A 15,628-nucleotide genomic window follows, 5' to 3' on the forward strand; every position below is an offset into this window, starting at 1 on the left:
GTTTCGCCGGCCACGTCGGCGAAACCGAGGGCCACCAAGGGCGCCGGGGCGAGCAGGGCGGTGGCCAGGGTGCGGAGCTGTGCGGGGGTGGTCTTGGCGGCGTTGTGGCGCAGCCAGCGCTGAAGTTCGGTGCGGGCGTCCAGTGCGAGCGTCGGGCGGGTGGCCAGGGAGGCGGTGAACAGCACCTGGTCGAGGACGTCGTCGGCCTGCCAGTCGACGGCGCTCGCGGCCAGGCGGATCGCTTCGCGCGGCATGGGGGTGGCCAGGTCGTGGGCCAGCAGGCGTTCGAAGGCGCGGTGGGTGGGGGAGGTGCGGTCGTCGGCGAGGAGGCGGACGACTGCGCGGATGCGTTGGCGTGCGGGGAGGTCGCGGTCCGGTTCGGCGTTGTGGGTGTCCAGTGTGGACAGCAGGCGGGTCACTGCCGTGCGCAACGGGGTGAGGTCGTCCTCGCAGGCGGCGACCAGGGCGGTGAGGGCCTGCTGCCAGGTTGCGGTGCGGGTGAGGTCGGTGGTGAGGTCGGCGAGCAGGTCCGTGCCGCCGGTGTCCCAGCGCGACCACAGCGGCAGGGTGGCCAGTGCCCGCCGGGCGGCTTCCGGTTCGGGGCGCACGGCGATCGCGCGGACCAGTGACGCGTAACGGGTGCGGTGGCGGTCGGCGACGTCCTGCGGTGGCAGGTCCAGCACCGACAGCGCCACGGGGGCCTCGCCTTCGGCCGCTGCCGACAGCAGGTCCCAGGCGGCCTCGTCGTCGAGGAAGTAGCGGCACGCCGAGACGATGGCGCGCTTGATGTCGCGGTGGGTGTCCGGCCAGATCGCCGCCAGCTCGGGGAGTGTGCCGGGCACCTGGTGTTCGGCGAGCAGGCGGACGGCCTCCTTGCGCGACGTCACCTTCTTGCCGCGCAACACCGGTGCGAGCAGCGCGCGCAAGCGGGTGGGTGGGGTGAAGCGTGCGCAACGGGTTGCGGCGTACACGGCGACGCGGGCGCGGTCGGTGTCGGCCAGCGCCAGCAGGTCCGGGAGCACGTCGGCCGGTTCGTCGGTCCACGCCAGGGCGCTCAGCGCCGCCTCGGCCACCCGGACCTCGTTGTCGCGCAACAGGGTGCGCAGGGTCGCTGCGGTGCCGGGGACCTGGCCGAGCGCGGTGGTGGCGTTCACCCGCGCGAGGACCGCGTGGCCGGTCGACCGCGCGATCGACGCGAGCTGGGCCGCGTGCTCCGCGATCTGCCGGGGCATCCACAGGTGGAAGCACCGGGTGTAGTGCGGGACGAAGGCGACGTCGGAGTTCCAGAACCGGCCGCGCACGCGCCGGCCCACCACCAGGTCGAGGAGGTCCGTGCGGCGCATCGACACGGCCCGCTGGACCTCGCCGAGCACGATCGACGAGATGTCGTCGGACAGCACCTGCCCGACCCGGTCGTCACGGGTGGCCGTCGGTGCCAGCCACAGGACGATCGCCTGGCACGCAACGGTTTCCTGCGCCGCGAAGCGCGCCCGCCCGACGAGGTCCTGCAGTTCGGGCAGGTGCCACGCCCTGCGCTCGAGGCCCGCGGCCAGCGCGAGCACGAGCGAGTACTGGTCGCGTCCCGCGTCGGCGGTCATCCTGGGCCGCAGGGCCGCGAACACCTGGTGCTCGGCGCCGCGCGGCAGCGACCGGTGCAGGCCCGGCAGGTGGACGTGGGAGTTGTGCTCTCCCACCAGGTTCAGGCCGTCGAGGCCGGTCTCCACGAGCACCGGCTCGCTCGTCACGGCGCCCTGCCGGACCAGTGCGGTCGCGAGCTCCTGCACCGCGTGCCAGGTGCTCCACGAGCTGTCCCGCGCACGGGTCGCGTCGAGGAGCAGCTTGGCCAGCAACGGTGCCTCGGACGCGCGGAACAGCCACGCCGGCACCTTCGCCAGCGCCATGAGCGCCGGGGCGCGCACCGGGTCCTGCTCGTTCGGCAGCCGGGTGAGGGTCGCGAGCATCGCGGCGAACGCGTCGGGGTCCTTGCTCGCCGCCGCGGCCTGGACGTAGAGCGGGTAGGCCTCGGCGCGTTCGTCCGCCGTGGCGCGCTTCGTGGCCGCCAGCAACGGTTCCCGCGCCTCCTCCCACGGCAGCCGCGCGGTCACCGCCAGCCGCTGGGACGGCGAGTCCGCGACCCGCCGCAGCCCGAGCAGCCGTCGTGCCTGCACCGCGCGGTCGGCCACCGGCAGCTCGTCCAGCACCGCGAACGGCACGTCCGGCCGCTCGCCCACGGCTCCCTCGTAGACGGACGCCCGGCGCGACGGCGGCAGCGCGTGCAGCAGGTGCCGCAGCCCGGAGGGGTGCAGCCGGCGTGCGACGGCGACCAGCGCCCGCTCGTCGACACCGGCGAGGCGCCGCCAGAAACGGCCGCTGGCGGGCTGGTGCGCGGAGTCCTGGGCGAGCAGACCGGCGACCCGCTCCGGCGCGACGCGGGCCAGCACCGACGGCAGCCGCACTGACCACACGTGCGGCGCCACCCGTTCGACCAGGTCCAGCACGCGCATGGGCAGCTTTTCCGCCGCACTGCGCACGGCGACCTCGCGGTGGGACCAGATCTGCTTCCACGCCGACACCGGTGCCGCGGCCAGCTCCGCCTCGACCAGGTCGAGCAACGCCGCCGGGTGCCGCTTGCCGATCGCCGACCAGTTCGCCGCCGCGTGCTCCAGCTCCCGCAACGGCGGCGCCGAGCAGGCCACGAGCAGCGCCGCGGCCTCGTCGTCGCCGTGCCGCTCCCACACGACCGGCAGGAGCGCGTCGGCCAGCGCCGTCGCCTGCTCCCGGCGCACCAGCCGGTAGAGCCGCCGCCGGGTCGCGGCCGCCATCTCCGGCAGGCGTTCGAGGAACACCTCTGCGGGCAGGCCCAGCCGGACCGCCGCCCGCAGCGCCGTCCACTGCACCGCCGTCTGCGGTGCCGCGAGCTCCCGCCGGACGTGCTCGCGGTGCCCCGCGATGGCCGCCAGCTGCACCGCCAGCCGCCGCTCGAACGTGCCCCGCCCCGCCAGGTCCCGCAGCACGGCGTCGAGCTCGGCGGTGCCAGCCAGCGAGAGCGCGGTCGTGGCGATGTGCCGTTGCCGCGCGGGTGCGGGCAGCGGGTCGATCGCGGTGAGCAGGGCGGCGGCGGTAGTGGTCACAGCGGGTGATTCTCCGGTCGCCACCGACCTGGCGCGACCGGATTTGCCCAGGGCGTGCGCACGCGTGCTGCCACAGCGGCTACCCTCGGACCGGAGGAGCGTGGCACCGCCTGACCGCGCCGGGAGCCTGGGAACTCCTGTGACGGTGCGGTCGGTGTACCTGGGGTTGGCCCGTTCTCTTCCTTCTGGGGGAAGCGCTGCACAGCGCTCAGGCGAGGAAGTGACGTGGGGGATGTTGTCTCTTGAGCTAGTGCCGTCCGCGGTGCCCGACCTGGTCGACGCCGACCCTGTCCGGACGTGGAGACGGCGGAGGTGGTCGCTGATCGGCGGCGAGGTGCTCACCTCGCTCGGTGCGGCCGGGGTGCTGCTGCTGTGGGCGCGCGGGGTGGAGGTCGACCCGGTGGACCGGGTGGGCCAGGTCAGCGGTCTGGCGGGTCTGCAGCTGGGGTTCGCGGTGATCGCGCTGGCCGTGCTCGTCGCGGTGGTCGTCGCCGCGCGGAAGCGGTACGCGCACGTCGTCGAACGGCTCGCTGCCGCCGCCGCGGCGGGGTTGTTCAGCGCGCTGGTGGCGGGTGCGGTGGTGGTCGCGTTGCGCGGCACCACCTTCGGCCTGTTCGCGGTCTACGGCGACGCGGGCGTGGTGGTCGGGTGGGCGCGGTCGCTGATCGAGACCGGTGGGATGCCGTACACCTACCCACCGGGCTTCATCCACGCGATGGCGTGGTTCAGCGAGCTCACCGGCAGCACGCCCGAGCACGCGCTCAAGGTGCTGCAGATCACCGGGACCGCGCTGTTCGGCCCGGTCGCGTACCTGGCCTGGCGGCTGGTGCTGCGGCCGATGTGGGCGCTGGTGCTGGGCGTGGTGCCGGGCATGGTGCTCATCGAGCCGTACAAGGTCTACGCGAACCTGATGCTCGTCGTGCTGGTGCCGGTGATGTTGTTCCTGCTGCACCGCCTGCGCAGGGCCGACCAGTTCACGTACCGCGCGCTCGTGGTGCGCGGCATCGGGGTCGGCGCCGTGGTCGGTGTGGTGTTCCTCGTCTACTCGGGCTGGTTCGTGTGGTCGGCACCCGGTGCGGTCGTGGCGGCACTGGTGGTGTTCCCGTGGCGCACGGGCCTGTGGCGCGGTCTCACGCTGCTGGCGGTGACGACGGTGACGTTCGTCGCGGTGTCATACCTCCACCTGTCCACCATCCTGTCCTCGTCGAGCGGCATGACGGACCGCTACTTCTACTTCGACGTCCACACCGAACCGACCTACATCGCGATGACCCGCGGCGACATGCCCGGCGCGGAACCGGGTCCGTGGCCGCCGCCCGGTGAGCTGGGCGGCGTGGGCGTGTTCACGATCATCGCGCTCGTCGGTGTGGCCGCGGCGATCGCGGTGGGGCGCAACCGGACCGCCGTGATCCTGCTGACGAGCCTCTTCGCCGGCGCGTGGCTGGTCCGGTTCTACTACGCCTCGACGATGTACGAGCGCGACGCCGTGCAGCTCTACCCGCGCAGCACCGCCGAGCTGCTCTACACGATGTTGCTGCTGTGCGGTTTCGCGCTGTACTTCGGCGTGCAACGGCTGGAGGGCCTGCCGAAGCTGCGGCCGTGGCTCGGTGCGCGTTCGCTGCGGATCGCCGCGCTGGCGGGGATGTTCGTGCTGATCGCGATGGCCGGGTCGTCGATCGGCGACCGCTACATGCCGCGTTCGGACCACTCGCTGGGCATGCTCGCGCTGGCCTCACACCTGACACGGCAACCGGACGGGACGTGTCCGGCGTACACGCGGACGCTCCGCGTGGACTGCGCCGACAACGACGACGAGTACTGGAGCCTGTTGCCGGGCTTGGCGCGGGACGCGCCACGGCCGGGCCTGCTGCCGCACCGGACCGGCGGATGAGCAGGGTCGTCGCGGTGGTGGCCGCGGTGCTCGCGGTCGCCATCGGCCTGGCCGACCGGTTCGCCGAACCGGTCGCCGTGCCGTTCGGGCAGGACCCGGGGTGGCTGCTGCCGCTGCTCGACGAGCTGCGGCTCTGCACCCGGTACGAGCTGGTCGCCGTGGTGGTCGTCGCGGCGGTGGTGGCCGGGTGGCGGCGGGACGCCGTCGTGCTGGCCGGGTGCGCGGGGCTGCTCGTGTTCCTGTGGCTGGACCACCCCGCGGAGCAGGGGACGGCGTTCCTCACCCAGGAGGACTACGACTCCCTGCGCGTGTACAACTACAACGGGTTCATCGCGGCCGGTGTGCTGGTGGCGGCCGCGGTGGTCAGCGGTTGCCGACGAGCGAGTCCAAGGTAGCCGTGCCGTTCTGCTCGCAGCGGTGCCCGGACTCGCGCAGCACCTCGGGGTTCTTCGCGTCGTCCTCCTTGCCCGCGTCCTTGAACAGCTTCGTCAGGATCGCGAGCTGCTGGTCGGCACCGGCGAACAGGAACTCGTTGCACGTCGACCGCGCGTTCAGCGGCCCGTCGGACGGCCCGGAGGCACCGCCCGCGAAGTACAGGCCGCCGACGACCAGGGTCATGATCAGCAGACCGAGCGCGAGTCCGCCCTTGCCCGGCGGTTTCTCCTGCACCAGCCACGCCTCGACCGCCTCGATGAACGGCGCGGACGCGGTGAGCTGCTTGTCGATCCAGAACTCCCAGTCGACCTCCACCTGGTCGTCGGCCACCTCGAACTGGGCGTGGTCGGCCGCGAACAGCGCGCTCACCACCAGCTCGCGCGGGTACGACCACGACTGGAACGGGTCTGGCCGCACCACCACCAGGCGGTCGGGCAGCAGCAGGACGACGTCACGCGCGCCGCGCGCGAGACGTTGGGTGTGTCCTGATCCGATGACGGCGCCCGCGAGCCAGGCCAGCACCTGGCCGCGTTCGGGTTCGTCAAGGGCGTCAACGGCGATCTCGAACAGGCCGTCGAGGTCCGGCTCCATGGGCACCACTTTCGGCAGCGGGGGACGCCTGGCTATCGTTCGGCGACCGAGCCGGAGTTACCCGTGAAGGCTCAAGTTCGTCCGAATGGCGCTGTCGTGACGATGGCCACGTGACGCTGCGGTCACGGCCGTTCGCAGCCGGTCCACCGCACAACATCGGCCGCTGATCATTTTCACCCGAATGAGCCGGTACGTGCTCTTCGAGCAACCCCTAGCGTCAGCCTATGGCCACCACCACACCATCCACGGCGTACAGCCGCGACCTGGGCGACGAGCTGCGCCGGTTGCGGGAGACCTCCACGAACCTGAGCGGCGCCGCGCTCGCCGTCCGGCTCGGCTGGGACCCCAGCAAGGTGTCCACCATCGAGCACGGCAAGTACCGCGCCAGCGAGATCGACCTCGTGCAGTACCTGACGATGTGCGGCAAGGACGTCGACTTCTTCGAGGACTTCAAACGGCGCTACCGAACCGCGTTCGACGAGTACGTCGTGCAGGTCTCCGACAACATGCGCACGCTCGCGCTGGCGGAAACGACAGCCACGACGATCACCAGCTACGACATGCGGTCAGTGCCCGGACTCGTCCAGACGCCGGAGTACGCCGACGGGCTGTACCGGATGACCGGGTTCGTCCCGGAGGAGCGGATTCCGGCCCTGGTGCAGGTGCGGACGGACCGCCAGTCGTTGCTGCGGCGACACGATCGGCCGACTTGCTTGTTCTACATCCATGAGCATGCGCTGGAATTGCAGGTGGGGAACGGTCAGGTCATGGAGGAGCAGTACCTCCAGCTGCTGTTCGCCGTGCGAATGATCAGGATCGTGCCGGCCGGTGCGGCGGTGACGTCGTCGGGGTGCGTGCTGTGGGAGTACGACAAGGCCATGCCGGTCGCGTTCACCGAGACGGATCTGGCGAAGGTGTTCGTGCAGGACCCGGCGGCGATCGTGCGCACCCGGTTGCTGTTCGACCGTTTGGCTGAGGTCGCCTTGGATGAGGAACAATCGCGGAGCAAGCTGGCGGAGTACGTCGGCCGACCGCGAGGGGACTTCGATGACCGAGGAACGCCGTTGGCGTAAGAGCAGCTACAGCGACGGTACCGAGGATGGCAACTGCGTCGAGGTCGCGCTGTGCGGCGACGCCCTCGTGCGCGACTCGAAGAACCCCGGGGGCGCCGTCCTGACGTTCGCTCCCGGCGCGTGGAAGAACTTTCTCGAAACTCGTTGAACCGTTCCCCGTCTCACCACGTGTCATCGCCGTCACCAGGTGAGCAGGGGGAGCGGTTCGATGGCACGCGACGACGAGAAGACGGTCCTGTTCGGCCAGGCGGCCGGCCCGACGGTGATGCTGCCGCGTCAGGGCGCACAGCTCGTGCGCCTGCCGCGGCGCACCGCCCCGATGCGCGTCGACGTCGCGGGCGGCGGCCCGGTCGGGCTGGCGTTCGCGTGCTCGCTGAAGACGATGCTCGGCGACCAGGTCTCGCTGCGCGTGCACGACCGCCGCTGGAAGCGCCACGCGGGCCGCGTCGTGTGGAAGGACGCCTCCGACGGCAACAACCGCCGCGAGCAGGTCGTGACGCTGCAGAGCAACGTCTGGGCCGCCCTGCCCGCCGAGGTGCGGCAGCGGTTGTTCGCCGACGGCCGCTTCTCCGAGATGTGGCCGCTCGGCCCCGACTCACCCGCGTCGAAGGGCCGTCCGCGCAACATCAAGATCCGCTGGATCGAGGACGCGCTGCTGGACCTGGCCCAGGACCTCGGCATCGAGCTGCTGCCGCAGGCCTACACCGTTCCCTCGAAGTGGGACGGCCTGCACGTGCTCGCCATCGCCGACGGCGCCCGTTCCGCGACCCGCGAGGCCCTGAAGCCGCACTTCGGCACGCCGTCACGCGAACTGTTCAGTGTGGACGGTTCGCCGCTGGACGAGCGCGTGCTGGGCATCCGCGTGGTGTCGTCGAAGGTGCCCGACGAGCACACCGTGCCGTTGACGGTGGCGCAGAACCGGTTCCTGTTCAACTCGATGGGCGGCGGCTTCATCAACATGCGCCTCACCGCGGAGGAGGCCTCGGAGATCGTCGCGCTGGGCGCCAACTGCCCCATCGCGTGCATCGGCAGGTTCGGCTGCACGATGCGCCCCGAGGGCGGTCGCTTCGTGTGCGACCGGCACCGCTCGGTGTTCAAGCCGTCCGTGGACAAGCTCTCCTACCTGTGGCCCCGGATTCTCGACGGCCTGCGGTTCTTCGGCGCCGGCGTGGCCGACGTCGTGGGCATCACGTCGTTCACCCTGGGCATGCAGCAGATGTCGAAGTTCACCGCGCAGCTCTCGCCGTCCACGTACGGCTTCCTGCTCGGCGACGCCGCCAACTCCCTGCACTTCTGGCCCGGCCGCGGCCTCAACACGGGCCTGAAGAGCGCCCAGTCGCTCGCGGTGAACCTGTTCCAGCGCTGGAAGGGCCGCGGTTTCCGCGCCGCCGACTTCGCCCAGCACGAGGGGATCATGCAGCAGCTCCAGTACCGCGAGAAGTCCCGCGCCTGGACCACGATGCTGATGCCCGACGCCGACGGCGTGCCGCGCGGCATCGAGGACCGCATCCGCGACGGCCTGACCGGCCCGTTCGACCGCGAGCCGCTGGTCGCCGAACTCTTCCAGCGCGTCAAGGACGTCAAGGCGCGCATGGGCGACCGGATGGGCTCGCTGGCCTCCGACGAGTGGTACCTGGGGCGCATCCAGGCGCTCGACGTGCGGACGTTGAAGGTGATGGTCGAGTCGGGGGCGTGGATCACGCGGGAGATCGGCGGGGACGAGGTCGTGGTGCCGGCCGCGGTGCCCGCCGAGCCGGTGGCCGGGGTGCGCCCCGGTCTGTCGCTGGTCTCGTGACGCTCAACCCAGGCTGACCGGCAGCCGTTCGAACCCGCGCAGGATGCGCGTCGGTCGCCGACCGGCGCCCTGCTCCAGCCGCAGCCCCGGGAACCGCCGGAACATCGCCCGCAGCCCGATCTCGCCCTCCATCCGCGCGAGCGCCGCCCCGAGGCAGTAGTGGCGGCCCGCTCCGAACGACACGTGGTCGCGCGCGTTGGTGCGGGTCACGTCGAAGGTGTGCGGGTCGGTGAACACGTCCGGGTCGCGGTTCGCACCGGCCAGCACGGTCGCGACGAGCTGCCCGCGGCGGACCGGCACGCCGAGGACCTCGGTGTCCTTCACGCAGGTCCGGCCGGTCAGCAGCACCGGCGGGTCGTGGCGCAGCACCTCGTCGACGGTGTTCGCCCACAGCTCCGGCCGCGCGCGCAGCACCTCCAGCTGCCCGGGGTGGCCGGCCAGCAGCGAGATGCCGTTGCCGAGCAGGTTCACCGTCGTCTCGAACCCCGCCGCCAGCACCAGGCCCGCCGTGGACTTGAGCTCGCGTTCGGTGAGGCCCACGCCGTCGTCGCTCGCGGTGACCAGGCGGCTGAGCAGGTCGGTGCCGGGCCTGGCGCGCAGGGCGTCGATGTGGCGGCTGAGCCAGGCGTCGAACTCGGCCAGCGTCGTCTCGACGTCGCGGAACACCCGCCACGACAGGCCCAGGTCGAGGCTCGGTGCCGCGGAGGCGCCGAACGCCAGCACCCTCGCGCGGTCTTCCTGCGGCACGCCGAGGATCTCGGAGATCACCGTGACCGGCAGCAGGCCGCAGTAGGTCTGGATCAGGTCCACCGGGTCGCTCGGGTCGAGGCCGTCGAGGAGCTGGTCCGCGATCTCCTGCGTGCGGTGCCGCAGCTGCTCGACCGCGCGCACGGTGAACACGCGCGTGACGAGCTTGCGGTAGCGGGTGTGCGCGGGCGGCTCGGTGACCAGCAGCGACGGCGGCTGCACCGGGTGCAGCACGTCGGTGGCCGCCCAGTCCGCGATCCTGCCCAGCACACCGTTGCCGTAACGGGGGCGGCTGGCCTGGAAGGCGTCACTGCCCAGCACCTCGCGCACGGCGGCGTGGCTGGTCGTGACGTGTCCGATGCCGGTGGGCGCCAAGGGGCCGTGTGCCCTGATCTCGTCGAACAACCCCGTGAGGTCGTTGCCGTTGTTCGCCTCGACCGTGATGCGGCCCTGGAGGTCGCCCTTGCGCGCGGCCAGGCGCAACGCCACCCTCGGCACGCCGTGGTTCAAGCCCCAGCGGATGACCGTTTTGATGGTCGCCTCCTTCGCACGGGAACGACGCCCAGGGTAGGCGCTGGTTCACGAGGTTGAGGAGACCTTCCAGGTCGTGAGCGCGCAAGCGACCGCGGTGACCACCAGCGCGCCCGCCGAGAGCACGCCGAACAACCCCCACGGCACGGCCACGACGCCACCCGTCCCACCGGCCACCCCGATCAACGCCCCCGCCGCCACCAGGGCACCGAGCAGCAGACCGACCACGGTGACCACGGTCGACTCGATCAACGCGGCCGTGGTGACCTGCCGGCGGGTGAGGCCGGACAGGCGCAGGACCGCGAACTCGGCGCGGCGTTCGGCACCGGCGATGACCACGGCGTTGACGGCGGCGATGGCCGCGTACAGACCGGACAGTCCCATGAGGACGGCCATGATGACGAGGTTGCCGCCCTGCTGGGCCTTCGCGGCGGCACCGGCCCACTCGGCGACGGTGCGGACGGTGCCGAGGTCCCCGGCGGCGATGGCGGAGCGGACGGTGGCGGGGTCGGTGCCGGGGGTGAGGCGCAGGAACGTCTGCGTGGGGGAGGTGGCGAGCAGGTCCGCGGGGACGGCGTCGCGGGAGACCAGGAACTCCTCGCCCAGCGCCAGCGTCTCCGGCAGGCGGGCGACGAAGCGGAGGGTGGTCTCCTGGCCGTTGTGCCGCAGGGTGACCGTCTCACCGACCAGGCGGTCGCCCCACACCGCGGAACCGCCGGCGACCGTCGGGCCGGTCAGGGCGGCGAGGTCGCCGGAGCGGGGCTGGGCCACGTGGGTCTCCAGGTAGGTCACCGGGTCGACGGCGAACACGAGCTGGTCGTAGGTCTGCGGGCGGGGCGGGTCGTCGGGGGACTCGGCGCTCAGGGCCGTGATCGACACCGGGAGGAGGCTCTGCGGGGCGGCCACGGCGACGCCGGGGAGTGCGGCGAGGCGGGCGGACTGGGCGCCGGTCGAGTCGACGACCAGGTCGGCGCGGACGGACCGCTCCTGTTCGACGCCGGTGAGCTTCGCCAGCGACCCGAGGGAACCGTCGATGCCCAGGACCAGCGCGACGAGGACGATCAGCGGTGCGGCGGTCGAGGCGCTGCGGCGGACGCCGTCGCGCAGGTTCGCCCGTGCCAGCTCGGCGAGAGTGCTTCCGGGAAGGACGAACAGCCGGCCCACCAGGGGGACCAGCAGCGGGCTCAGCCTGCTCAGGGCGACTGAGCCGGTCATCGAGATCAGCAACGACATTCCGAGCGCCACCAGCAGGTCGCCGGAGCGGGTCAGCGCGATGAACCCGGCCGTGGCGGCAGCGCACAGCAGGCCGGTGACCCACCTTCCCGGCGTCATCACCCGTGCTGCGGAACCGGTGTCGCGCAAGGCGTCGAGCGGCTGGACCCGCGCGGCGCCGCGGGACGCCGACAGCACGCCGAGGACCGCCACGCCCACGCCGATCGGCACCGACGCGCCCAGCACCCACGGGCCGAACGGCGCCTCGAAGCCGTCGGGCAGGAAGCCGAAGCCGTGCAGCACGGCCGACTGCGCCAGCGTGGCGGGGAACGCGAGGACGACGCCGACCAGCGTGCCGAAGACGCCGAGGAACAACGCCTCGCACAGCAGCAGGCGGCGCAGCTGACGCCGGTTCGCTCCCAGCACGCTCAGCAGTGCGAGGTCGCGGCTGCGCTGGGCGACGGTGAACGCGAACGTCGACCCGACGATGAACACCGCGAGGAACGCGGCGAGCGGCACGGTCATCCCGAGCAGCGTGGCGGCGCCGACGTACCCCTCGTTGATCCGCAGCGCCTCCTCCTCGGTGACGCCCGGCGGCACCCAGCCGCGCCCGGTGGCGGCCATGACCAGCAGGGCCGCCTGCACGAGCGCGACGCCCAGCGCCACGGTCATAACGGCGCCGACGAACAACGGCCAGCGTTCGCGCAACGTGCTCAGCGACAGGGTCAGCACGACTCCTCCAGGCGTGCCAGGCGTTCCGCCACCGCGTGGGTGGTGGGCCGGTCGAGCCGGTCGACCACCCGGCCGTCGGAGAGGAAGACCACCGAGTCGGCCGAGGCCGCGGCGGCGGGGTCGTGGGTGACCATGATGATCGTCTGACCGGCGGTGACGAGGTCCTTCAGCAGGCCCAGCACCGTGCGCGCGGACCGCGAGTCCAGTGCGCCGGTGGGTTCGTCGGCGAACAGCACGGCCGGCCGGGTGATCATCGCGCGGGCGATGGCGACGCGCTGCTGCTGGCCGCCGGACAGCTCGCGCGGGCGGTGGTGCTGCCGGTCGGCGAGACCGACCCGGCCCAGCGCCTCCGCGATGTCCTGTGTGGACGCACGGGAGCCGGCGAGCTTCAACGGCAGCGCCACGTTCTGCGCGGCCGTCAGCGAGGCGACCAGGTTGAAGTGCTGGAAGACGAAGCCGATCGACCGGCGCCGCAACGTCGTCAGGTACGCCTCCGGTGCCCTGGTGATGTCGGCGCCGGTCAGCAGCACCTGGCCGGTCGTCACGCGGTCCAGGCCGGTGGCGCAGTGCAGCAGCGTCGACTTGCCCGACCCGGACGGCCCCATGACCGCCGTCCAGGTGCCGGGCGGGAAGCCGAGGCTGACCCCGTCGAGCGCGCGCACCGTGGCGGACTTGGTCCCGTACTGCTTGGTCACCGCGCGCAGCTCGACCGCGAACGGTGTGGTTCCCCCGTAGCTCACGGTGTCAGAGCCAACCGTGCGGGGCCGGGTCCCTGCACTACGTCCAGCGCCCGGATCGAGGTGGGGCTGGGCCTACCCTGGGCGCATGGGGGAGGGCGCGCCGGTGACGGTGCTCGACGCGGTGACCGGCCGCGGGTTCCTGCTGGGCGGCTGGCCGTGGCGGTCGCTGTGGTACCTGGTCACGAACCTGCCGGTGGCGTTGGTCGCGGGCGCACCGCTCGCGCTCGTCGTGCTGCTGTGGCAACCGATCGCGACCAAGGGGCCGAGTCCCGCCGCGGTGTTGTCGGCGGCGCTCGGCGTGCTGGCCGCGACCGTTGTCCCGGTGCTGGCGACGCAGCTCGCGAAGGTGGAACGGGCGCGGGTGCGGCTCGTCGACACCAGGCCGATCACGACCGGCGATCGCGCGGCGGGCCTGCACCGCTACGGCGAGGCGGCGACGTGGCGGGAGGTCGCCCACACGTGCCTGCTGGCGACGGTCGTGCCGGTGGTGTCCTCGGCCTTCTTCGTGCTGTTCCTGCTGGTGGTGGCGTTCGCGCTGATGCCGGCCCTGGTCGTGGACGGGCCGGTGGCCGCGCTGTTCTGGGAGGTCGGCACGGCCGCGGAGGCGTGGGCGTGCACCGCGGTCGGGCTGGCCGGGCTGGTGGCGCTCACCTACCTCGCGGCCGGGATCACCGGTGTGCAGGCCCAGCTGGCGCGGGAGCTGCTCGGCGGTCGCGGCGACCTGCGTGCCGAGCTGGTCGAGGTGTCGGCCTCGCGGGCACGGCTGGTCGACGCGTTCGAGGCCGAGCGGCGCCGCATCGAACGCGACCTGCACGACGGCGCGCAGCAGCGGCTGGTCAGCCTCACGATCCAGCTCGGGCTGGCCCGCGTCGACCTGCCGGGCAACGAGAACGTCGCGGCGGCGCACGAGCAGGCCAAGGAGCTGATGGCGGAGCTGCGCGAGCTCATCCGCGACATCCACCCGCAGGTGCTCACCGACCACGGCCTGGCGGCCGCGCTGGACGACCTCGCCGACCGGATGCCGCTGCCCGTCACCGTCAGCGCGGACCTCACCCGCCTGCCCGCAGCCGTCGAGTCGGCGGCGTACTTCGTGGTGTCCGAAGCGCTCACGAACGTGGCCAAGCACGCGCAGGCGACCGAGGCGCAAGTCCAGGCACGGCAGGAGGGGTCCGCGCTCGTCGTCGAGGTCGTCGACAACGGGCACGGCGGTGCCGACCCGGCCGGCGGCACCGGTCTGACCGGGCTGGCCGACCGGGTCGCGGTGGTGGGCGGGAGAATGCTGCTGTCCAGCCCGACCGGTGGCCCGACCCGACTGCGCGTGGAGATCCCGTGCCGATCCGAGTAGTCCTCGCCGAGGACGGCGTGCTGCTGCGCGAAGGGCTCACCGGTCTGCTGGGCCGGTTCGGGTTCGAGGTGGTGGCGGCAGTCGGGGACGCGGAGGCGCTGCGGGCCGCCGTGACCGAGCACGGCCCGGACCTGGTGCTGACCGACATCCGCATGCCGCCGGACTTCACCGACGAGGGACTGCGGGCCGCGCTCGCGTTGCGCCGCGACCACCCCGGGCTGCCGGTCGTGGTGCTCAGCCAGTACGTCGAGCACCGGCACGCCGCCGACCTCATCGACAGCGGCGACCGCGTCGGCTACCTGCTCAAGGACCGGGTGGCCGACGTCGAGGAGTTCGTCGCGAAGCTGCGGCACGTCGTCGCGGGCGGCACGGTCATCGACCCCGAGGTGGTGCGCGGACTCGTCCGGCGCTCCCCGCTCGCGACGCTGTCCGCCCGCGAGACCGAGGTGCTCGGGCTGCTCGCCGAAGGGCACTCCAACGCCGCCATCGCCCGCCGGCTCACGTTGTCGGACGCCGGGGTGGGCAAGCACGTCGGCAACATCCTCGCGAAGCTCGGCCTGCCGCCGGACGACGACGTCAACCGCCGGGTCATGGCCGTGCTGACCTACCTGCGCACCGTCAGGAGCGGATGACCGGCACGGGCAGGGCGCGCACGACGTCGTCGTCCGCGTCGGTGACGACCCCGGCGACCTCCTCCAGCGGCAGCACCGAGAACCGCGACGCCGCACCGATCTTCTCCGCGCTCGCCAGCACGTAGGTGTCCGCCGCCCGGTGGGCCAGCGCGCGTTTCATCGCCGCCTCGTCCGCGTCCCCGGTCGTCAGCCCTGCCTCCGGGTGCACACCGGTGACGCCCAGCAGGAACAGGTCGGCGTGCACGCCCTGGGCGGCCTCCACCGCCGCGGCGCCGCACGCGACCATCGAATGCTTGAACAGCCGGCCACCGATCACGTAGACGTCCACGTTCTCGTGGTGCTCCAACGCACTCGCGACCGTCGGGCTGTGCGTGACGACCGTGGCGCGCAAGTCCGACGGCAACGCGCGCACGACGGCCAGCGCGGTCGTGCCACCGTCGATGATCACGGTGCTGCCCGGTTCGACCAGCGCCGCTGCCGCCGCGGCGACCCGCTGCTTGCCGGGCACCGACACCTCCTGCCGCGCGGTGTAGTCGGCGACCGCGGGCGAGGCGGGCAACGCGCCGCCGTAGACGCGCTGGCACAGCCCGGCCGCCGCGAGGTCGCGCAGGTCGCGGCGGATCGTATCCTCGGACAGGCCGACCTCCGCGGCGAGGTCCTTGGCGACGATCCGGCCGTCGGTGCGCAGGCGTTCGAGCAGCAGGTCACGGCGTTGAGCGGCAAGCATGCACGTTTCTCCTTGTTTTTGCCGAGTCTTGCACATTATGGTCGGG

13 protein-coding genes are annotated in these 15,628 nt (G+C 72.5%); 7 read left to right on the plus strand and 6 right to left on the minus strand.

The annotated features are described in order from the left end of the window. On the minus strand, nt 1-3,131 hold a 3,131-nt coding region (locus AB0A63_RS39730), incomplete at its 3' end, for a hypothetical protein (protein WP_360401726.1). A gap of 232 nt (nt 3,132-3,363) precedes the next feature. Between AB0A63_RS39730 and AB0A63_RS39735 the strand changes: the two genes are divergently transcribed. Together AB0A63_RS39735 and AB0A63_RS39740 are read left to right on the plus strand one after the other, a co-directional pair. Next, on the plus strand, nt 3,364-5,022 hold the full coding sequence (locus AB0A63_RS39735) for a hypothetical protein (protein WP_360401729.1): 1,659 nt from the start codon (nt 3,364-3,366) through the stop codon (nt 5,020-5,022). Next, nucleotides 5,019-5,417: a hypothetical protein gene (locus AB0A63_RS39740; RefSeq protein ID WP_360401732.1), complete on the plus strand. Its 399-nt coding sequence runs from the start codon at nt 5,019-5,021 to the stop codon at nt 5,415-5,417. The genes AB0A63_RS39735 and AB0A63_RS39740 overlap by 4 nt, the downstream gene beginning before the upstream one ends. On the opposite strand, the gene AB0A63_RS39745 is transcribed toward AB0A63_RS39740, so the two are convergent. After that, nucleotides 5,386-6,048, minus strand: a complete 663-nt coding sequence (locus AB0A63_RS39745) for a hypothetical protein (RefSeq protein ID WP_360401735.1) — start codon at nt 6,046-6,048, stop codon at nt 5,386-5,388. The two genes, AB0A63_RS39740 and AB0A63_RS39745, sit on opposite strands and share 32 nt — an antisense overlap. Nucleotides 6,049-6,272: 224 nt before the next feature. On the opposite strand from AB0A63_RS39745, the gene AB0A63_RS39750 reads away from it, so the two are divergent. From AB0A63_RS39750 to AB0A63_RS39760, 3 genes are read left to right on the plus strand one after another with little or no spacing between them, the layout of a single operon-like run. Then, nucleotides 6,273-7,121, plus strand: a complete 849-nt coding sequence (locus tag AB0A63_RS39750) for a helix-turn-helix transcriptional regulator (protein WP_360401738.1) — start codon at nt 6,273-6,275, stop codon at nt 7,119-7,121. Then, on the plus strand, nt 7,096-7,269 hold the full coding sequence (locus tag AB0A63_RS39755; protein WP_360401741.1) for a DUF397 domain-containing protein: 174 nt from the start codon (nt 7,096-7,098) through the stop codon (nt 7,267-7,269). Before AB0A63_RS39750 ends, AB0A63_RS39755 begins: the two co-directional genes overlap by 26 nt. Nucleotides 7,270-7,329: 60 nt before the next feature. Then, nucleotides 7,330-8,916, plus strand: a complete 1,587-nt coding sequence (locus tag AB0A63_RS39760; protein WP_360401744.1) for a hypothetical protein — start codon at nt 7,330-7,332, stop codon at nt 8,914-8,916. Nucleotides 8,917-8,919: 3 nt separating this feature from the next. On the opposite strand, the gene AB0A63_RS39765 is transcribed toward AB0A63_RS39760, so the two are convergent. The 3 genes from AB0A63_RS39765 to AB0A63_RS39775 all read right to left on the minus strand — a co-directional run bounded on the left by AB0A63_RS39765 (nt 8,920) and on the right by AB0A63_RS39775 (nt 12,878). Continuing rightward, on the minus strand, nt 8,920-10,161 hold the full coding sequence (locus AB0A63_RS39765) for a cytochrome P450 (RefSeq protein ID WP_360401786.1): 1,242 nt from the start codon (nt 10,159-10,161) through the stop codon (nt 8,920-8,922). Between the two features lie 81 nt (nt 10,162-10,242). After that, nucleotides 10,243-12,138 carry an ABC transporter permease gene (locus AB0A63_RS39770; protein WP_360401747.1) on the minus strand — a complete coding sequence of 632 codons (1,896 nt, stop codon included), beginning with the start codon at nt 12,136-12,138 and terminating at the stop codon, nt 10,243-10,245. Further along, complete coding sequence (locus tag AB0A63_RS39775; protein ID WP_360401750.1) at nt 12,132-12,878, minus strand: ABC transporter ATP-binding protein; 747 nt, start codon at nt 12,876-12,878, stop codon at nt 12,132-12,134. Before AB0A63_RS39775 ends, AB0A63_RS39770 begins: the two co-directional genes overlap by 7 nt. 85 nt (nt 12,879-12,963) lie before the next feature. On the opposite strand from AB0A63_RS39775, the gene AB0A63_RS39780 reads away from it, so the two are divergent. Together AB0A63_RS39780 and AB0A63_RS39785 are read left to right on the plus strand one after the other, a co-directional pair. Then, nucleotides 12,964-14,223, plus strand: coding sequence for a histidine kinase (locus AB0A63_RS39780; protein WP_360401753.1), 1,260 nt, complete (start codon nt 12,964-12,966; stop codon nt 14,221-14,223). After that, complete coding sequence (locus tag AB0A63_RS39785) at nt 14,214-14,855, plus strand: response regulator transcription factor (protein ID WP_360401789.1); 642 nt, start codon at nt 14,214-14,216, stop codon at nt 14,853-14,855. The genes AB0A63_RS39780 and AB0A63_RS39785 overlap by 10 nt, the downstream gene beginning before the upstream one ends. Here the strand turns inward: AB0A63_RS39785 and AB0A63_RS39790 are convergent. Then, nucleotides 14,842-15,582, minus strand: coding sequence for a DeoR/GlpR family DNA-binding transcription regulator (locus AB0A63_RS39790; RefSeq protein WP_360401756.1), 741 nt, complete (start codon nt 15,580-15,582; stop codon nt 14,842-14,844). The genes AB0A63_RS39785 and AB0A63_RS39790 overlap by 14 nt on opposite strands. Between the last annotated feature and the right edge of the window lie 46 nt (nt 15,583-15,628).

The sequence above is a fragment of the Lentzea sp. NPDC042327 genome (assembly GCF_040647275.1).
Taxonomy (GTDB): Bacteria; Actinomycetota; Actinomycetes; order Mycobacteriales; family Pseudonocardiaceae; genus Lentzea.

What these genes read in the sequence shown, in the direction of transcription:
- AB0A63_RS39750 (WP_360401738.1), top strand. Translation starts at nt 6,273, where the DNA reads ATGGCCACCACCACACCATCCACGGCGTACAGCCGCGACCTGGGCGAC.
- AB0A63_RS39760 (WP_360401744.1), top strand. Translation starts at nt 7,330, where the DNA reads ATGGCACGCGACGACGAGAAGACGGTCCTGTTCGGCCAGGCGGCCGGC.
- AB0A63_RS39735 (WP_360401729.1), top strand. Translation starts at nt 3,364, where the DNA reads ATGTTGTCTCTTGAGCTAGTGCCGTCCGCGGTGCCCGACCTGGTCGAC.
- AB0A63_RS39745 (WP_360401735.1), bottom strand. Translation starts at nt 6,048, where the DNA reads ATGGAGCCGGACCTCGACGGCCTGTTCGAGATCGCCGTTGACGCCCTT.
- AB0A63_RS39790 (WP_360401756.1), bottom strand. Translation starts at nt 15,582, where the DNA reads ATGCTTGCCGCTCAACGCCGTGACCTGCTGCTCGAACGCCTGCGCACC.
- AB0A63_RS39755 (WP_360401741.1), top strand. Translation starts at nt 7,096, where the DNA reads ATGACCGAGGAACGCCGTTGGCGTAAGAGCAGCTACAGCGACGGTACC.
- AB0A63_RS39740 (WP_360401732.1), top strand. Translation starts at nt 5,019, where the DNA reads ATGAGCAGGGTCGTCGCGGTGGTGGCCGCGGTGCTCGCGGTCGCCATC.
- AB0A63_RS39780 (WP_360401753.1), top strand. Translation starts at nt 12,964, where the DNA reads ATGGGGGAGGGCGCGCCGGTGACGGTGCTCGACGCGGTGACCGGCCGC.